The organism is Sphingorhabdus wooponensis (genome assembly GCF_003933235.1).
Classification (GTDB): Bacteria; Pseudomonadota; Alphaproteobacteria; order Sphingomonadales; family Sphingomonadaceae; genus Sphingorhabdus_B; species Sphingorhabdus_B wooponensis.
This window is the reverse complement of sequence record NZ_RWJI01000001.1, coordinates 1,421,640-1,437,757: the sequence shown is the minus strand read 5'-3', so window position 1 is coordinate 1,437,757 and position 16,118 is coordinate 1,421,640. Positions and strand designations below refer to the sequence as shown.

Annotated in this window: 18 protein-coding genes; 11 read left to right on the top strand and 7 right to left on the bottom strand. The window is 54.3% G+C overall.

Features of this window, described 5'->3' with window-relative positions; genetic code table 11:
• Nucleotides 1-6: 6 nt before the first annotated feature.
• Genes D7D48_RS07030 through crtY form a run of 3 tightly spaced genes read right to left on the bottom strand, consistent with a single transcriptional unit; the run spans nucleotide 7 to nucleotide 3,235 of the window.
• Nucleotides 7-588, bottom strand: coding sequence for an LOG family protein (locus tag D7D48_RS07030; protein WP_125230594.1), 582 nt, complete (start codon nucleotides 586-588; stop codon nucleotides 7-9).
• Nucleotides 585-2,072 (bottom strand): phytoene desaturase, encoded by a 1,488-nt coding sequence (locus tag D7D48_RS07025; protein ID WP_125230593.1) that lies wholly within the window; start codon nucleotides 2,070-2,072, stop codon nucleotides 585-587. The genes D7D48_RS07030 and D7D48_RS07025 overlap by 4 nt, the downstream gene beginning before the upstream one ends.
• Nucleotides 2,069-3,235 carry a lycopene beta-cyclase CrtY gene (crtY, locus tag D7D48_RS07020; protein WP_125230592.1) on the bottom strand — a complete coding sequence of 389 codons (1,167 nt, stop codon included), beginning with the start codon at nucleotides 3,233-3,235 and terminating at the stop codon, nucleotides 2,069-2,071. The genes D7D48_RS07025 and crtY overlap by 4 nt, the downstream gene beginning before the upstream one ends.
• A gap of 187 nt (nucleotides 3,236-3,422) precedes the next feature.
• On the opposite strand from crtY, the gene D7D48_RS07015 reads away from it, so the two are divergent.
• The 7 genes from D7D48_RS07015 to D7D48_RS06985 all read left to right on the top strand — a co-directional run bounded on the left by D7D48_RS07015 (nucleotide 3,423) and on the right by D7D48_RS06985 (nucleotide 10,381).
• Nucleotides 3,423-4,481 (top strand): MBL fold metallo-hydrolase, encoded by a 1,059-nt coding sequence (locus tag D7D48_RS07015; RefSeq protein ID WP_185739800.1) that lies wholly within the window; start codon nucleotides 3,423-3,425, stop codon nucleotides 4,479-4,481.
• A gap of 62 nt (nucleotides 4,482-4,543) precedes the next feature.
• Nucleotides 4,544-5,239 carry a sterol desaturase family protein gene (locus D7D48_RS07010; protein ID WP_125230928.1) on the top strand — a complete coding sequence of 232 codons (696 nt, stop codon included), beginning with the start codon at nucleotides 4,544-4,546 and terminating at the stop codon, nucleotides 5,237-5,239.
• Complete coding sequence (locus D7D48_RS07005; protein WP_245964366.1) at nucleotides 5,205-5,636, top strand: DUF2141 domain-containing protein; 432 nt, start codon at nucleotides 5,205-5,207, stop codon at nucleotides 5,634-5,636. The genes D7D48_RS07010 and D7D48_RS07005 overlap by 35 nt, the downstream gene beginning before the upstream one ends.
• A 76-nt stretch (nucleotides 5,637-5,712) precedes the next feature.
• Complete coding sequence (locus D7D48_RS07000; protein ID WP_125230589.1) at nucleotides 5,713-6,582, top strand: MipA/OmpV family protein; 870 nt, start codon at nucleotides 5,713-5,715, stop codon at nucleotides 6,580-6,582.
• A gap of 249 nt (nucleotides 6,583-6,831) precedes the next feature.
• Nucleotides 6,832-8,691 (top strand): phosphomethylpyrimidine synthase ThiC, encoded by a 1,860-nt coding sequence (thiC, locus tag D7D48_RS06995; RefSeq protein WP_125230588.1) that lies wholly within the window; start codon nucleotides 6,832-6,834, stop codon nucleotides 8,689-8,691.
• Nucleotides 8,692-8,834: 143 nt separating this feature from the next.
• The gene (locus tag D7D48_RS06990) at nucleotides 8,835-9,428 is read left to right on the top strand and encodes a Fe(II)-2OG oxygenase family protein (RefSeq protein WP_125230587.1); all 594 of its coding nucleotides are present in this window, start codon (nucleotides 8,835-8,837) and stop codon (nucleotides 9,426-9,428) included.
• Nucleotides 9,425-10,381 (top strand): hypothetical protein, encoded by a 957-nt coding sequence (locus D7D48_RS06985; RefSeq protein WP_125230586.1) that lies wholly within the window; start codon nucleotides 9,425-9,427, stop codon nucleotides 10,379-10,381. The genes D7D48_RS06990 and D7D48_RS06985 overlap by 4 nt, the downstream gene beginning before the upstream one ends.
• A 60-nt stretch (nucleotides 10,382-10,441) precedes the next feature.
• Here the strand turns inward: D7D48_RS06985 and D7D48_RS06980 are convergent, their stop codons facing one another.
• Nucleotides 10,442-10,927: a YaiI/YqxD family protein gene (locus tag D7D48_RS06980; RefSeq protein WP_125230585.1), complete on the bottom strand. Its 486-nt coding sequence runs from the start codon at nucleotides 10,925-10,927 to the stop codon at nucleotides 10,442-10,444.
• Nucleotides 10,928-10,963: 36 nt separating this feature from the next.
• The gene (locus D7D48_RS06975; RefSeq protein WP_125230584.1) at nucleotides 10,964-11,932 is read right to left on the bottom strand and encodes a Stealth CR1 domain-containing protein; all 969 of its coding nucleotides are present in this window, start codon (nucleotides 11,930-11,932) and stop codon (nucleotides 10,964-10,966) included.
• Nucleotides 11,933-12,144: 212 nt separating this feature from the next.
• On the opposite strand from D7D48_RS06975, the gene D7D48_RS06970 reads away from it, so the two are divergent.
• The 3 genes from D7D48_RS06970 (at nucleotide 12,145) to D7D48_RS06960 (ending at nucleotide 13,524) form a co-directional block, all read left to right on the top strand.
• The gene (locus D7D48_RS06970) at nucleotides 12,145-12,702 is read left to right on the top strand and encodes a hypothetical protein (protein WP_125230583.1); all 558 of its coding nucleotides are present in this window, start codon (nucleotides 12,145-12,147) and stop codon (nucleotides 12,700-12,702) included.
• Nucleotides 12,703-12,780: 78 nt separating this feature from the next.
• Nucleotides 12,781-13,116 (top strand): hypothetical protein, encoded by a 336-nt coding sequence (locus tag D7D48_RS06965; RefSeq protein WP_221738627.1) that lies wholly within the window; start codon nucleotides 12,781-12,783, stop codon nucleotides 13,114-13,116.
• A gap of 198 nt (nucleotides 13,117-13,314) precedes the next feature.
• Complete coding sequence (locus D7D48_RS06960; protein WP_185739799.1) at nucleotides 13,315-13,524, top strand: cold-shock protein; 210 nt, start codon at nucleotides 13,315-13,317, stop codon at nucleotides 13,522-13,524.
• 68 nt (nucleotides 13,525-13,592) lie between these two features.
• Here the strand turns inward: D7D48_RS06960 and D7D48_RS06955 are convergent, their stop codons facing one another.
• Nucleotides 13,593-13,898: a TFIIB-type zinc ribbon-containing protein gene (locus D7D48_RS06955; protein WP_245964365.1), complete on the bottom strand. Its 306-nt coding sequence runs from the start codon at nucleotides 13,896-13,898 to the stop codon at nucleotides 13,593-13,595.
• Nucleotides 13,899-14,052: 154 nt separating this feature from the next.
• Nucleotides 14,053-14,364: an alkylphosphonate utilization protein gene (locus D7D48_RS06950; protein ID WP_125230581.1), complete on the bottom strand. Its 312-nt coding sequence runs from the start codon at nucleotides 14,362-14,364 to the stop codon at nucleotides 14,053-14,055.
• Nucleotides 14,365-14,478: 114 nt separating this feature from the next.
• On the opposite strand from D7D48_RS06950, the gene D7D48_RS06945 reads away from it, so the two are divergent.
• Complete coding sequence (locus D7D48_RS06945) at nucleotides 14,479-15,996, top strand: flavin-containing monooxygenase (protein ID WP_125230580.1); 1,518 nt, start codon at nucleotides 14,479-14,481, stop codon at nucleotides 15,994-15,996.
• Nucleotides 15,997-16,118 lie beyond the last annotated feature (122 nt).

The following is a 16,118-nucleotide window of genomic DNA, read 5'->3' as shown; positions in this document are numbered from 1 at the left end:
GGGACGTCACAAATCGTCTGCCTTCATCTGAAAAATCGTTTTGTGCGGCACATAAGTCGCCATTTTGTCCAACAAGCCATCCAGATTATCATCGACAAGCATAATCCCGGCATGTTGTGGCCGAATGAAACCAACGTCGATCATATTCTGGTTAAACGCAATCAACTGGTCGTAAAAGCCTGCGGCGTTCAACAGGCCAACGGGTTTTTGGTGATAGCCAAGCTGCGACCAGCTAATGGCCTCCCACAATTCATCCATTGTGCCGACGCCGCCGGGTATAGTGATAAAGCCGTCGGACAAGTCGGTGAAACGTTGCTTCCGCTCGTGCATGCCAGATACCACATGCAATTCGGTACAGCCCTTGTGCGCGACTTCTGCGCCAACCAACGCCTCTGGAATAATGCCAATCACGTCGCCGCCTGCTTCTAGCGCGCTATCGGCCACTGCGCCCATCAGGCCCAGCCGTCCGCCGCCATAGACAACGCCAATGCCGCGGTTGGCCAAGGCCCGACCGACTTCGCGGGCGACATCGATATATATGGAGTTTTCGGGCGTCGCTGACCCGCAATACACGGCAAGACGTTTCATATATGTGCGTCCTTTAGCATTAATGTCGCCGTTGCTTTTGCGCTTCCCACAACACCGGGAATGCCCGCGCCGGGATGCGTACCTGCGCCGACAAAATATAGGTTTGAAATCGCGTCATCACGGTTGTGCGCGCGCATATAGGCCGATTGCCACAATACAGGTTCAAGGCTGAACGCGCTGCCCAAATGGGCGGACAAGTCACGGCTAAAATCGGCGGGCGTATAATGGAACTGAGTCATGATGCGGCTGCGGATATCGGGGATTAAGCGGCGTTCCAGCTCGTCCAATATCCGTTCCTTCATTGCCTCACCCACATCGCCATCCCAATCATGCGGCGCTTTGCCCAAATGGGCGACGGGCGCGAGTACGTAAAAGGTTGAGCAACCTTCGGGCGCAAGGCTTGGGTCGGTGATGGTCGGGTGATGCAAATAAAGCGAGAAGTCCTTTGGCACGACACCATGATTGAAGATATCGTCTAACAGCCCCTTATAGCGCGGGCCAAACAATATCATATGGTGCGGGATACCCGGCCATGTGCCCTTGATACCCAAATGCAGTACGAACAAAGACGGCGACCAGCTTTTACGGCGCAAGGCATTACTTGCCCGTTCGCCGCGCTTATTATTGGTCAGCAGGTCTTTATATGTGTGCATCACATCGCCATTTGATGCCACCATGTCGCAATCCATGCGCCAACCGGATTTTGTTCGCAAGCCTATGACCTTGTCACCGCGTGTTTCAATTTCTGCGACAGCATCGTTCAAACGAACGGTCCCGCCAAGCCTTTCGAAATGCGTCACCATGGCATTGACGAGGCGGTTTGTTCCGCCCTTGGCACACCAGACACCGCCTTCTTTTTCGATGGTGTGGATAAGCGCATAAATGGCGCTGGTGCTCATAGGATTACCGCCAACGAGCAATGTGTGAAACGACAGCGCTTCGCGCAATTTTTCATCTTTGACGTAAGATGAGACAATCGAATAGACTGAGCGCCACGCCTGATATTTCATCAATGCAGGCGCAGCCTTTATCATGGAGGCAAAGTCCAGAAAGGCAACCGAACCAAGCTTTTGATAGCCCTGCTTATATACACCCTTCGAATATTCGAGGAACTTGCGATAGCCCTCGACATCTGCGGGGTTCAATTTCTCAATCTCTGATTTCAAGCCCGGCGCATCGTTGGAATAATCGAAATTCGTGCCATCTGGCCAGTTGAGGCGGTAAAAGGGGAATACCGGCATCAATTCGATGTCGTCCGCCATTTTATGACCGGACAGCGCCCATAATTCTTCTAGGCAAGGCGGGTCCGTAATCACGGTGGGGCCACCATCAAAGGTGAAGCCATCCTTCTCCCAATAATAAGCGCGGCCGCCGGTCTTGTCCCGCGCTTCGACGATTGTGGTCGATATGCCGGCGGACTGCAGACGGATGGCGAGTGCAAGGCCACCGAAGCCGGCACCGATGATGGCGGCTGTCTTGGTCACCCTTTTTTGCTCCAGATCGCTTTTAGTGCCCGTCCTATGGGAATGGGTGGCTTTCCGGAGAGGATGCGCACCATATCGCCGACCGTCGTATTTCCAGCGTAAAAGCGTTCGATCAAATCGGGTTGAAGCCGGTAGAAGCGTTCCAAAATCTTGTAGCGGTCCGCACCATCCGCGCCGCGGAAGAGCATGCGGTTTAGCATGCGGAAGAATGTGCCCTTGCGCCAATGTTTTTCAGCCCGTTGCCGCAGCGCGAGGTTGAGCTTGTCACCGTCTAGGTCCGGCTGTTCGGCAATGAAAATCGCGTTGCGCACGGCATCGGGCAGGGAGTAGCTGGTAACGGGTTGGAAAAAGGCACCGCGCGCCCCGGCCTTGGCGGTCCGACCACTGCCGCTATTCCAATAGCTGTCGAGATCGCCGCCCATGACCACTGGCAAAACGCCATTTTCCTCGCGCAGGATCGTTTCGACTTGCCAGCCTTTTTCGTCGGCATAGGCCGCGAGCCGTTGCCGCAAAATGCGCGGGTCATGATGCGGCTTGTCGCTATAATATGTGTCTTCGATGAACAGCTTGTCCATGCCAAAGGGCAGGACGTACACGAAACGATAGCCATCATGTTGGTCCACCGTGGCGTCCATGACAATAGGCTTGGTGAGGTTGTGCGGCTCGGACAATTGCATCAACTGCCCTGTAAATTTTTGCCAGCCGCAGTCGAGATGGTGGAGATCGCCAGCGCCGCGCGCATCAATAACACCGCCCGCATTAATCCGCTGTGCGCCGTCGAGCACCACGAGGCGTGGGGATACGGCCCTCACTTCACGGCCAAGCATGAGGGATGATGCCGGAAGTTCCTTGCGCAAGACCCGATCAAAATGTTCGGATTCGATGCTGTAATAAATGTTATCCAGCGACCGGCTGTGCGCCGGAAAATGCACGTCATAACCCGACCAGCCATAGGTGACCAAAGGCGCGGTCAGCCAACGATGCTCGGGCAAAATGTCGCTCGCAAAATAGCTCCAGATATGATTGCCGCCAAAGCTTTGGCCTTGTTCGATGAGAACAACATGTAACTCTGGGCGCAACTTGGCGAGTGCCAGCGCGATTAGCCCCCCAGCAAGACCGCCACCAACAATGGCAACGTCGCATTTGATGTTTTTGAGAGTCACTCCACCGCCCTAGCGCAGGCATTTTGCAAGGGAAAGGGGCGTGCCATCGTAATGCACAGCTTTCTAATCCGTCCGTTTAACCAGCGGCGGCATGGCGCATTATTTTCTACATGCTATTCACGCGCAAGACGGGTAGAACTGGGAGCATAGTTTGCAGTCAAAGCGGCTGCCTATTGGGGGAATGCACATGCGGAAAAAATGGCTTTTGGTGGCGCTTGGATTGGTTGGGCTTGTGGGTGCAGTGTCTTATACGCAGCGCGACACAATCGCGATGGCGCTAATTAGTCGCGCCGCAGATGGCGCCATGGCGCGCAATGTCATGGCGGATTTACCCGCTGACCAATTGCATGTTGGTTTCTGTGGCACGGGATCCCCCTTGCCAAGCCGCGATCGCGCCGCCGCTTGCACTGTGGTCATCGCCAATGGCCAGTTGTTCGTGTTCGATATGGGGGAAGGATCCGGCGAAACATTGTCCCTGATGGGCATGCCGCTGGATAAAGTGCAAGGCGTGTGGCTGACGCATTTGCACAGCGACCATTTTGAAGGGCTTGGTCCATTTACCTTGCAACGCTGGGCTGGGACGAGCGCCAAAACGCCGTTGAAGGTATCCGGCCCCAATGGCGTCACCGAAATTACCGAAGGCTTGAATGCCGCCTATCGCATTGATTCCACCTATCGCGTTGGGCATCATGGCGAAGCCGTTGTGCCGCTATCGGGTTTTGGCATGACAGGCGCGGCTATCGAGCCGGGGATAGTTTACAACACCAACGGCGTTCGTATCACTGCGTTTGCCGTAGACCATGAACCCATCTCCCCTGCATTTGGCTATCGCGTCGATTATAAAGGCAAAAGCGTCACCATTACTGGCGACACCGCATTTACCCCGAAACTTGCGGCAGCGGCCAAGGGATCGGACCTGTTGGTAAGCGAGTTGCTTTCCCCGCGCATCGTCGGCGCCCTCGCCAACAGTGCACAAAAGGCCGGCATGACAAACCGCGCCAAGATTTTTGATGACATACAAAACTACCATATCAGCCCCGAGCTGGCCGCCGATGTTGCCACATCGGCTGATGTGGGCATGCTCGCCTTCACGCATATTGTGCCATCCGTCCCGAAGCCGCTCGAATTTGCGCTGCTCGGTAAGGCCGCGGATAATTATGACGGACCAATATCTGTAATGCATGACGGTGATGTGATCACTATATCGGGGCCGAAAGCGTTCAAAACCCGCAATTTGCTAAGGTAATTGCTAAGATTTTAGGTCATAATGTGAATAGCTTGCTTGTCTTGATTGTGTCCGCTGCGGCGATGACGTTGATTGTGGGAGCCCGCTATCTGCTTGTCAGCGGGGCGTTTGCTTGGGCGACCAAATTCCGCGAGCCCGGGCTATATATTGGTCTTGATAATCAAATTAAGCGCGAAATCGGCTGGAGCCTCGCCAGTGCCGCAATCTATGGTATTCCTGCGGGCATTGTGGCTTGGGGCTGGGACAATTTAGGCTGGACGCAAATTTACACCGATGTCGGCGCATTTCCTTTTTGGTATGTGCCTTTGTCGGTTTTGCTCTATTTATTTGTGCACGACACTTGGTTTTATTGGACGCACCGCCTTATGCACCGTCCTTTTTGGTTCAAGGCGGCACATGCCGTTCACCATGAAAGCCGCCCACCCACCGCATGGGCAGCCATGTCGTTTCATCCGTGGGAGGCCTTATCGGGTGCTTTCGTCATACCCGTTCTGGTTTTCGTTATTCCTATTCATGTCGGGGCATTGGGCATTGTGCTAGCAATCATGACAATTATGGGCGTGACCAACCATATGGGGTGGGAATGTTTTCCCAAGTTCATCGTTAATGGAAGGATGGGGCGTTGGCTCATAACCGCAACGCATCATCAAAAACACCATGAGGCATATCGGGGAAATTATGGTTTATATTTCAGGTTTTGGGACAAAATATGCGGCACGGATCTTGGGTTTGGCGATTGGCACCGCCGCCCTCGCTAGCGCTGCTGCGGCGGCAACGGCATCTCCCGCAACGCTTGAGGTCAATATTTCTGGCCTGCGGAGTATGAAGGGCAATGTTCTGGTCTGCGTAACCGCAAATCCCCGCTTTTTCCCAGATTGCAGCAAAGATCCGAAAAGCTTTCGCGCTACACTTCCGGCGCGCGACTCTGCGCAAGTTTCCTTCCGTGGCCTAGCTCAAGGCACTTATGCGATAGCCGTTGTCCATGATGAAAATGGCAATGACAAAATGGACATGGCAATCTTCATTCCCAAAGAAGGCTTCGGTTTTTCGCGCAACCCCGCGATTGTCGCTGGACCGCCGAAGTTCAAAGCCGCCGCTTTTGCCATTGATGCTGCTGCAGTCAGCCAGCGGATTAAAATGAAATACATGCTCTAAACCGCTTTGCTATGATATAGCTGGAACCAATTGAACATTCGGGGCGTTCCCATATCTGATTCAAGGGGAGCATTTCATGAGCGTTTTTAAAAGCTGTGTTGCCATTTGGTGCGCCAGTGTCGTGCTGTGTGCACCTGCCTTTGCCCAAGATCGTGAAGCGCCAGAGACCGAACGCCCCAATCGCAGCGTATTTGCAGGTGACTGGGTAACGGTTGGCTTTGGTGCAGGTATAAGTCCCAGCTATGATGGCTCTGACCAATATGACCTTTTCCCCGCGCCGCTTGTTCAAGGTAGCGTCGAAGGCATCGACTTTGGTGCGCGTGGTCCGGGGCTTTATGTTGACCTTATTGCCGATGGTAACAGCGGCAAGGATGTGAAATTCCTCGCAGGCCCCCTGGTGCGTTTCCGCATGGACCGCAACAATGATATCAAAGACTCCGTCGTCCGCTTGCTGGGCAAGGAAGATGTGGCGATTGAGGTTGGCGCGACTGCGGGCGTGTCTTTCTCCAAAATATTGCATCCCTTCGATAGCGTATCTTTGTCAACGGACATCCAATGGGATGTCGCGGGCGCCCATAAGGGCCGCATCATCAGTCCAAGCGTCAGCTATGCAACGCCATTGTCGATGGCGATATTTACCAGCTTCAGCCTGTCGGCCACCCATGTTGATGGGAATTATGCCGACACCTATTTCAGCATCGATCAAGCAGGTAGCATTGCGAGCGGCCTGCCGGTATTTGACGCCAAAGGCGGCTGGAAAAGCTATGGGGCAAGCTTGCTTGGCGCGGTTGATTTATCAGGTGACGCGCGCGATGGCGGTTGGGCAATCTATGCTTTCGTAAACTATGCGCGGCTAACCAATGATGCCGCACGTTCACCTGTAACATCGCTACGCGGCGACGCGAACCAATGGTTCATGGCGGGCGGCGTCAGCTATACTTTTTGAGGACGGCGCTTCGCTAGAGTGCGTTTATCGGCAACCTACTGGACGGGCTCCGCCGTCTCGGCTATCTCTTTTCTATCCCCGGGGAGTCGCATGACTGAGAGGCGGTGCTGCAATGCCCGCGACCCGCTGAACCTGATCCCATTTGCATGGGCGTAGGGAGGTGAGACCGCAGCCAGTCCGGAGGACTGGCGAGGACCGAGGCCGGTCTTCACGCCAATCGCTCTCCTTATGATATTTTGGAGAGATTACATGGCAGACGTTCCCGCGCGCACCGAAATTGGCGTTACCACTGGTCCCATTCGCGGCAGCAAGAAAATCCATGTTGGCCCGTTAAATGTCGCCATGCGCGAAATTCATTTGGAGCCATCGTCGGGCGAACCACCCGTGCGCGTGTATGACACGAGCGGCCCTTACACCGACAGCAACGCGCGCATCGACATCAGCGTTGGCCTGAATGAAATCCGCCGCCCATGGATCATGGCACGCGGCGATGTGATGGAGGTCACGCAGCGCGAGGTGAAGCCTGAGGATAATGGTCAGCTTGGCCCCGACCGCAGCGGCGGCGTCGCCCCATTCCCCAATGTCCGCAAGCAAGTGCTCCGCGCAAAGCCCGGCATGAACGTCAGCCAGATGCATTATGCGCGCAAGGGCATCATCACGCCTGAAATGGAATATGTCGCCGAGCGCGAAAATCTGGGCCGCGCACGCCTTGCCGAATATAAGCGCGATGGCGAAAGCTTTGGTGCGTCGATCCCCGATTATGTGACCCCAGAGTTCGTCCGCGACGAAATCGCCCGTGGCCGCGCGATCATTCCCAACAATATCAATCACCCCGAATCCGAACCGATGGCGATTGGCCGCAATTTCCTTGTGAAGATTAACGCCAATATCGGGAACAGCGCGGTTGCATCCGATGTCGCGGCTGAGGTCGACAAGATGGTCTGGTCGATCCGTTGGGGCGCGGACACTGTTATGGATCTGTCCACTGGCCGCAATATCCACGACACGCGCGAATGGATTATCCGCAACTCCCCCGTGCCAATCGGCACCGTGCCCATTTATCAGGCGTTGGAAAAGGTCGGCGGCGTGGCCGAGGACCTGACATGGGAAATCTTCGCCGACACGTTGATTGAGCAGGCCGAACAGGGCGTCGATTATTTCACCATCCACGCGGGCGTCCGCCTGCCTTATGTCCCCTTGGCGGCCAAGCGCATGACGGGCATCGTGTCACGCGGCGGCAGCATCATGGCGAAATGGTGTCTCGCGCATCACAAGGAAAGCTTCCTCTACGAACGCTTTGACGAAATCACTGAGATTATGAAGGCCTATGACGTCGCCTACAGCCTTGGTGACGGCTTGCGCCCCGGCAGCATTTACGACGCCAATGACGAAGCGCAATTTGCCGAGCTCTACACGCTGGGCGAATTGACCAAGCGCGCCTGGGCGCAAGATGTGCAGGTGATGATCGAAGGGCCCGGCCATGTGCCGATGCACAAGATCAAAGAGAATATGGAAAAGCAGCTGGAGGCGTGCGGCGAAGCGCCCTTCTACACGCTTGGACCGCTCACCACCGACATCGCGCCGGGATATGACCATATCACCAGCGGCATCGGCGCGGCGCAGATCGGTTGGTACGGCACCGCGATGCTTTGCTACGTCACGCCAAAGGAGCATTTGGGCCTGCCCGACCGTGACGATGTGAAAGTCGGCGTTGTCACCTACAAGCTGGCCGCGCATGCCGCAGACTTGGCCAAGGGCCACCCCGCGGCGCAGGTCCGCGACGATGCGTTAAGCAAGGCGCGCTTCGAATTCCGCTGGCGTGACCAATTCAACCTCAGCCTCGACCCCGACACCGCCGAGCAATATCACGACCAAACACTTCCGGCGGAAGGCGCAAAGTCAGCGCATTTCTGTTCGATGTGCGGGCCGAAATTCTGTTCGATGAAGATCAGCCAAGAGGTGCGGGAGTTTGCGAAGTTGCAGAACCAACCAACCGAAGCGTTCATCGCGACTGAAGAGGCAGAGGCCGGAATGGCACAAATGAGCAAGGTCTATGACGAAACCGGCCGCGAGCTATATATGGGCGCTGGTGATCGGGAGCATGATTGATGGGCGTGCCAAAGCGTGAACAAGCTCGGTTGTTTGAATAGCTTTCATAACAAATTCTAGGGGGAACGGCTATTTATTCGCCGACTGACAATCTCATTCCGCGTCTATTTAAGCGGGGGTGGTTGAGTTCTCAGGATACGTCTTTGGCACCACTAGATGTCTCCAAGTCTTTGCAAATTCTAAAGTCTAGTTTGCAGATCGAAGGTTTACCGCAAATCGTAAGGCCTCAATCACGGGAAGATGCGCCGCGACGATCACTATCTGCCATTACTGGTTTTGATCGTCAGCCCCTACATACTGATCAAGCGCACATTGCCAAACCTGCGCAATTTGTACTTCTGGAATGTCTCGAAGGCGGTGACAATCCCTGCGCCACCGAAATTCTGATACCCGACCTAGAGAGTTTGAAAGTAAATCCACCTCCCGTGCTCACTCATCCGGGCTGGATAGCGAACCGTGGTCCAAATCGACGATTTTACTGTCAAATTCTGGCGAAGTCTAACGAGGGCACATGGCGCTTGCGCTTTGATCCAGGCTGTATGAAAAACCCTTCAATCGAGAATTCGATAGAACTAGCTGCTGAAGTTCTCGAAAGTGGTGCAACACATAATTCAGTTGTTCTAAATACAGGCGATTGGCTTATTATAGACAATTGGCGTGCGCTTCACGGCAGAGGCAAAGGCGCAAACTTTGCAAAAAATCGCCGACTACGGCGAAGCTATTGGGGGATACGATGAGTTGGTCTACGGACGAGTTGCTAGGGAAGGCAAAATTGTATGCTGAAAGAGCAAATAATGAAGATTTTGAATCTGCATTATTTGGCTTTTGGATGAGCTTATGCATAGAATTACTCGGTCGCGCGGCTCTCGCAAAAATTCATCCTGTTCTGCTCGCTGACCCGTCTCAGGAGGGGAATATTCATTATTCATTTGGCATCAATCCAAAAGCGAATCCGAAATCTGTGGCAGCGAAAGCTGTATTTGCTCGATGCTCTGTTTTTATCGAAGACTTTACCGATCAAATGTCAGGCCACTGTTTGTTATTGGCTGACAGGCGAAATAAAGAGCTTCATAGTGGTGAGGCTGCGTTTGAGGGTATTGAGAATTCTACTTGGCTGCCTCAGACATACGAGGTGTTCAGTGTCCTCCTCAATCATATGGGGCTTAGCTTCGAAGATTTTTTGGGGAAACAGCACGCTAAAGTTGCCGAGGGAATGCTGAAGGACAGGCACGAACACCTTTTAAAAGAAGTGAAAGAACGGATATCATCCGCCAAAAAAGCATTCGATAAAATTGATGGCGACGCGAAGTCCGAACGTACGGAAAAGGCCAAAGAAGTTGTTCAATCGTGGGTAAAAGCAGGCACGCTTCGTGAAGCAATAGATTGTCCTTCTTGTGGATTTAAGGGAGCCTTGTCCGGCGAGTCACTAAACCGCGGGCCGATCAAAATTGATGAGGATGACGGTACAATCGTACGAGAAGTAAGGGCGCTTCCTAATGCTTTCCGATGTGCGGTCTGCGCTCTTAAGCTTGATGGCTATCAGGAACTTTTGCACGCCGGGATGGGCAAAGCTTTCGTCACAATGGAAGAAGAAGACCCAATAGAATTTTTCGGCATTGTTCCAGAGGAGCACGTCGATATTGACAAGCTAATTCGTGAATATCACGAAGATGAATATAACAACGAGTGAGTTACGTTTGAATTCTGAGGACCTGAAGTCCTGGGACACGATACTAATTAGCCGCCGACCTCACCCCATCCTAACCAACGCCTCATCCAGCGCCTGCAAAAACCTTGACCGGTCGGCTTTGGTAAAGGGCGGCGGTCCCCCGCCAACCCCGTCCATTCCGGCGCGCAGGTCGGCCATGATCGCTCGGGTGGCGATTGCGCCGCCGATGGAGGCGCTGGTGAACGGTTTGCCATTGTTGCCGATGACGACCGCGCCTGCCTTCAGGCACCGGTCTGCAAGCAATATGTCGGCGGTTATCACGACGCTGCGCGTGCCCACTTGCTCCGCAATCCAGTCATCGGCAGCGTCGAAACTGTCCGACACGACAACCCTTGTGATCAACGGATGGTCGGGCATACGAAAGCGGGCATTGCTGACCAGAACCACTGCCACATTGCGGCGATACGCGACCTTGTAAATCTCGTCCTTCACGGGGCACGCATCGGCATCAACCAATATGCGGGGCGGTGGGGTGCTGGCCAAGGGATCGGGGTTATGGTTAGTCATGTCGGTTCGGGTCTTTAGACCAATTTAGCCGCGCGCCTAACGGGCAATCGCTTCCTCAATCCATGCCCGTGCATCGGGGAAGCTGCGCTCCACCTCTGGCAAGTCGTTGACGCATAGGAATTTGATCGCATCGCGCGCGGTGCCGCGTAAATACCCGCTGATATCCGCGGCAGACCAATCGTCAATCGCGCCGACCGCGATGTGTAGGTAATCGCGCGTGTCCAAAATCGCGGCGCTCCCGTCTGCCAAGCAGGCATGGTTATGCAGGCTTTGCGGCAGGAACTGCCCCGCATCACGAAAACGATAGCTTGCGTTGCGGATGAACGCGTCGTGGAACGTGTCGAACAATTCGGCCATCACCGAACGCAGCATGGGGTGCACGACATGCGCGCTTTCGAAGACGTGATCAGCGGTATAGCCGATCATCTGCGCAGCGTTGATCTGGTTAAAATGGTTCAGCAGGCTGGCTTCATCACGGGCAGCGCCGCTTGCGGCAAGGTCACTATGATCGGTCCATTTGCCGCGCAGCACAGGGCCATTGCGCGCAAAGAAATCCGACGGTGTGACGGGCGCGGTTAAAAATACGTCATCGTTGAAATAGAGGAAATGTTCGGCGATCCCCTCAATGCGCCACAGCATCGTTTCAATCGACAGCGAATTGAACGTTGGCAACGCATCCGCATATCCAGCAAAAATCTCCCGATGGTCAACAATGCTGATCTTCGCGGCGGTTTCGGGGGGAAGCGGCATGATTTCTGGGGTCTGGTTGTCGGTAACAATCCATATCCGCCGCACCCACGGCGCGTTGTTCGCAATTGAACGTACGCAATAATTCAGCTCATCACTGCACAGCCACCGATGGGGGTTGGTGCCATTGTCATGCAACGGCGCTGTCGCCCCAGCTAAAGCTAATGCATTCGCCTTTGCCAGATGATAATCGCGGTTCAATGCTAGCGCAGGATCTGCCCCGTCCACCCAGGTGATAACCGCATCCACTTCAAACATCACGGCACCCTGCAATCATTAATTGGCAGCGCGTTACAATTTGATGCATGATTAGGGAAATGGAAAGTTGGTCGGGTTTGGACGAATATCAGCGTAATTCCTTCATTTTCATTGAAATGTATCATCTCGTGCGCGTAAATTGCTCTATCGTCTTACATCGGAATGCGATAATTCTTTGCAATTGCTGCAACCTTCAACGGGGACTCATCAATATGCGACATTTTGCCTCCTTGCTCCTCTGCATCATTGCCACGCCTGCGTTTGCACAGGCTGCGCTGGTGGACGTTGCTGCCGCGCGCGCTTCGACTGCTGGCAGTTGGGAGGGTAACCTTGAATATCTCGATTATAGCGCGAATAAATGGTTCGGCATTCCCGTTACAACGGTGGTTGAGGATCAGGGCGACGGCGTGACCATGATCCGAAAATCCGATTTCGACGATGGTCCAAAAGTCGGTAATATAAGGATTACGTCGGTCGAACTGTTTGACCCTATGGCTGGTACCATCACCACCGGCACGTTTCGTAAGGCGCGTCCAGTGGAGGTCTTTACCTACACTGTGCGTATGGACGGGGCAGCGACCGATGCCACGCATTGGACGATGGTCGAGGAAGCGCTCGGTAAGGATGATAATCGCCCTGCCATTCTTCGTCTCACTACCACACGCGATGGCAACAAGATTGAAACCGTCAAGCAAGTGGATTTTCAGGATGACAATATGTCCGAATGGATAACGCGCAACCGTACGCGGCTAACGCGGGTCGGGGGCTAAGCTTCGGGTGAAAAGCGCGCCGGACGGTGCGGCGTTATTCCTGCGTGACATTTTGGCGGCGCGGGTTAGGGTTGGGGCATGACCGCGACACCGAAAAAACCCAACTGGTTCGACATCAGCATGGACGCTTGGGCGCTTGCGGCGGAGTCGAACATGGTGATCGCGATGCGCATTGGCAGTTTAGCCCAAGGCGGGCCAGCGGCGGTGCGCGAGGCGGAGCGCATGGTGACGGAAAAGGTCGCGGCGAACATACAGCTTGGTTGTGACCTGTTGAACGGAAAGTTGGGGAGTAACCCCGAGGCGATCGTCAGCGCGAGCATCGCGCATTATTCCAAAAGCGTGGTCGCCAACCGGAAACGGCTCAGCGGCACGCGTGCGGCGCAGATGCCCGAAAACGGCGCTGAGCGGGAATAAGTCGTTATTTTCGCTTCTAGTTTGCACATCAGCTAAAATAAGCGTATACGCATAATACGCTATCGTCGAACGCGACGGATTTTTGAGGCGCGTCACCGGTCACAAGATCGGAGCGGGCAACGTTTTTCCCTACCACGACTTGGCTACCCACCTGGCGCTGTTGTCCGGTGGTCACCTGTTTCGTGAAAGGAACATATTATGCCAGTAGGCACCGTAAAATTTTTCAATGCAGACAAAGGTTATGGCTTTATCGCGCCTGATGGCGGCGGTGATGACAGCTTCGTGCACATCTCGGCTGTTCAGGCAGCTGGCATGCACACGCTGGATAAAGAACAGCGCGTAAATTTCGAAGTCGAAATCGGCCGCAACGGTAAGGCTTCGGCCATCAACCTGTCCGCAGCTGATTAATCAGCCGCGTCATGCGAAAAAAAAGGGCTGCCGAAAGGCGGCCCTTTTTTTGTGTCGCGCAAAAACCCTTAGTCGAACAGTTCTTCGAGAAACGACTTTCGGCGTTTTTTATAGGGGTAGCCATGGCCATAGCCTTGGTGCGGCATGGGATAGCCTTGTGGAGCAAAGCCGCCTTGAGGTGGCGCTTGCGGGGCAGCTGCGGGTTGCGTGGGCATTTCGGCAGCAGCGCTGCGTTCGATGATCTTATCCAGCTCCCCGCGATCCAGCCATACACCGCGACATTGCGGGCAATAATCAATCTCGACACCTTGGCGGTCGCTCATGACCAACGCTACCTTGCACACAGGGCAAGGCATTCCAACGGCTGCATTCATATCGGGTCTCCTCTTGAACTCATAAAGCGGTCCGACATCGCCGTCATATAACGACCAGAGGGGCCCGGCCCGCATTATTCGAATTGGGAATTGCGCGGTACGATTTCAAGATAGGCGAATATTCCGGTGACGGCTGGGCAGTTGGAATAGACGATCAGCGCTTCCGCACGAACTCCGCGCGCAACACAAGGCCCTTGATTCCATCAAAGCGGCAGTCAATTTCTTGCGCGTCGCCCGTTAGCCGGATCGATTTGATTAACGTGCCGCGTTTCAAAGTCTGGCCCGCGCCTTTGACCGTCAGATCCTTAATCAACGTCACTTGATCGCCATCGGCAAGCAGATTGCCAACCGCATCACGCACTTCGACCGTGTCATTCAGTGCGCTCGCGGCTTTTGCGTCGGCGGCGCTTATCCATTCGCCGGACACTTCGTCATAGATATATTCTTCGTCGATATTGTCGCTCATGGGATCTTATTTCCTTTATGTTCACCACTGCCGTAGCGGCATTTTCCCCCACACGAAAGCCAGTTGCAATTTGCAACGATGTCAGTAAGATTTTCGTGTAAAATGGAGAGGCATATGGCGCAGGCTGAGACGACTATTGATGTTTTAATTGTGGGTGCCGGTCTGTCCGGTATTGGCGCTGCGGCGCATCTCACCATGCAATGCCCGAACAAAAGCTACGCGATTGTGGAACAACGTGCCGATATGGGCGGGACATGGGATTTGTTCCGTTATCCTGGTATCCGGTCGGACTCCGACATGCACACTTTGGGCTATCGTTTCAAACCATGGTTGCATGAAAAAACAATCGCGGATGGCCCGTCCATTCATGAATATGTCCATGAAACCGCTGACGAATATGGCATTTCGCCGCATATCCATTTTGGCCATAAGGTTATCTCGGCCAATTGGTCGAGCGCAGATGCCCGCTGGCACATAACGGCTAAGGCCGTCGATGGCGGTGCAGAGCGGCATTTTGCCGCCCGCTTCTTGTTCATGTGCGCGGGCTATTATGATTATGATCAAGGCTATAAGCCCGATTTTGCGGGCGAAGGCGACTTTGGCGGCCAAATCATCCATCCGCAGCATTGGCCCAAGGATTTGGATTATGCGGGTAAGAAGGTAACGGTCATCGGCTCCGGTGCGACGGCGGTCACGATTGTCCCAGTGATGGCGCAACAAGGCGCGCAGGTAACCATGCTGCAACGCTCGCCAACCTACATGGTGTCGCGGCCTGCCATTGACCCATTCTCGAAATTTGTGCGCAAGATTATGCCAGAAAAGCTGGCCTATGCGCTCACGCGGTGGCGCAATATCAACATGCAGCGCTTTACATATTGGTATGCGCGGCGAAACCCCGCAAAGCTAGGCGAGAGGTTGGTCAATATGGCGCGGGAGGCTTTGCCTGCGTCGGTGGATGTCGACACCCATTTTGTGCCCAAATATGGCCCATGGGAACAACGTCTGTGCCTGATCCCAGATAGCGACATGTTCACGGCGATTACCGAGGGCAAGGCCGAGGTTGTCACAGACCATATCGACCATTTTACGAAGACTGGTATCCAGTTGAAGTCGGGTAAGCATATCGAATCCGATATCATCGTCACCGCAACGGGCCTGAACCTTGTCACCATGGGCAAGACAGCGATCAGCGTAGACGGGAAAGCGGTCAATTTCGGCGAGCATTTCAATTATAAAGGCGTGATGTTCAACGACATCCCGAACTTCGCCAGCGTATTTGGATATATCAACGCGTCTTGGACGCTGAAGACCGATATTGTGGCCGATTATGTCTGCCGTTTGTTATGGAAAATGGATGACAAAAATGCTCTGGTGGCAACGCCGGTTCTGGATGATCCGGACATGCCCAAATTGCCATTTGTGACTGATTTCAGCTCTGGCTATTTCGCGCGCAGTTTCGACACGCTGCCAAAAAATGGCGATCGCCACCCATGGCGTGTTTTGCAAAATTACGCGGCAGAGAAGAAAATTCTGACGCAAGACCCCATTGATGACGGCGTCATGGTGTTTTCGGCGCCGCATTTTGTGGGCAGTCATCATGCGGATAGCGAAACGCTTATCGCCGCGGAATGAACTGGATTGGACGGGCGTCGGTGGCGCCCGTCAAGTTTATGAAAATTCGAATTATCGCAGCTAGGGCGCGTGCGGGCCGGCGGTGCGGTTGTATGTAGACCGGCCGGTGGTTGCCGTAGAAG

Coding starts and splice junctions, on each gene's coding strand:
- D7D48_RS07030 (WP_125230594.1), bottom strand. CDS start 588: ATGAAACGTCTTGCCGTGTATTGCGGGTCAGCGACGCCCGAAAACTCC.
- D7D48_RS07015 (WP_185739800.1), top strand. CDS start 3,423: ATGCGGAAAAAATGGCTTTTGGTGGCGCTTGGATTGGTTGGGCTTGTG.
- D7D48_RS07010 (WP_125230928.1), top strand. CDS start 4,544: ATGACGTTGATTGTGGGAGCCCGCTATCTGCTTGTCAGCGGGGCGTTT.
- D7D48_RS07000 (WP_125230589.1), top strand. CDS start 5,713: ATGAGCGTTTTTAAAAGCTGTGTTGCCATTTGGTGCGCCAGTGTCGTG.
- thiC (WP_125230588.1), top strand. CDS start 6,832: ATGGCAGACGTTCCCGCGCGCACCGAAATTGGCGTTACCACTGGTCCC.
- D7D48_RS06985 (WP_125230586.1), top strand. CDS start 9,425: ATGAGTTGGTCTACGGACGAGTTGCTAGGGAAGGCAAAATTGTATGCT.
- D7D48_RS06980 (WP_125230585.1), bottom strand. CDS start 10,927: ATGACTAACCATAACCCCGATCCCTTGGCCAGCACCCCACCGCCCCGC.
- D7D48_RS06975 (WP_125230584.1), bottom strand. CDS start 11,932: ATGTTTGAAGTGGATGCGGTTATCACCTGGGTGGACGGGGCAGATCCT.
- D7D48_RS06970 (WP_125230583.1), top strand. CDS start 12,145: ATGCGACATTTTGCCTCCTTGCTCCTCTGCATCATTGCCACGCCTGCG.
- D7D48_RS06965 (WP_221738627.1), top strand. CDS start 12,781: ATGACCGCGACACCGAAAAAACCCAACTGGTTCGACATCAGCATGGAC.
- D7D48_RS06960 (WP_185739799.1), top strand. CDS start 13,315: ATGCCAGTAGGCACCGTAAAATTTTTCAATGCAGACAAAGGTTATGGC.
- D7D48_RS06955 (WP_245964365.1), bottom strand. CDS start 13,898: ATGAATGCAGCCGTTGGAATGCCTTGCCCTGTGTGCAAGGTAGCGTTG.
- D7D48_RS06950 (WP_125230581.1), bottom strand. CDS start 14,364: ATGAGCGACAATATCGACGAAGAATATATCTATGACGAAGTGTCCGGC.
- D7D48_RS06945 (WP_125230580.1), top strand. CDS start 14,479: ATGGCGCAGGCTGAGACGACTATTGATGTTTTAATTGTGGGTGCCGGT.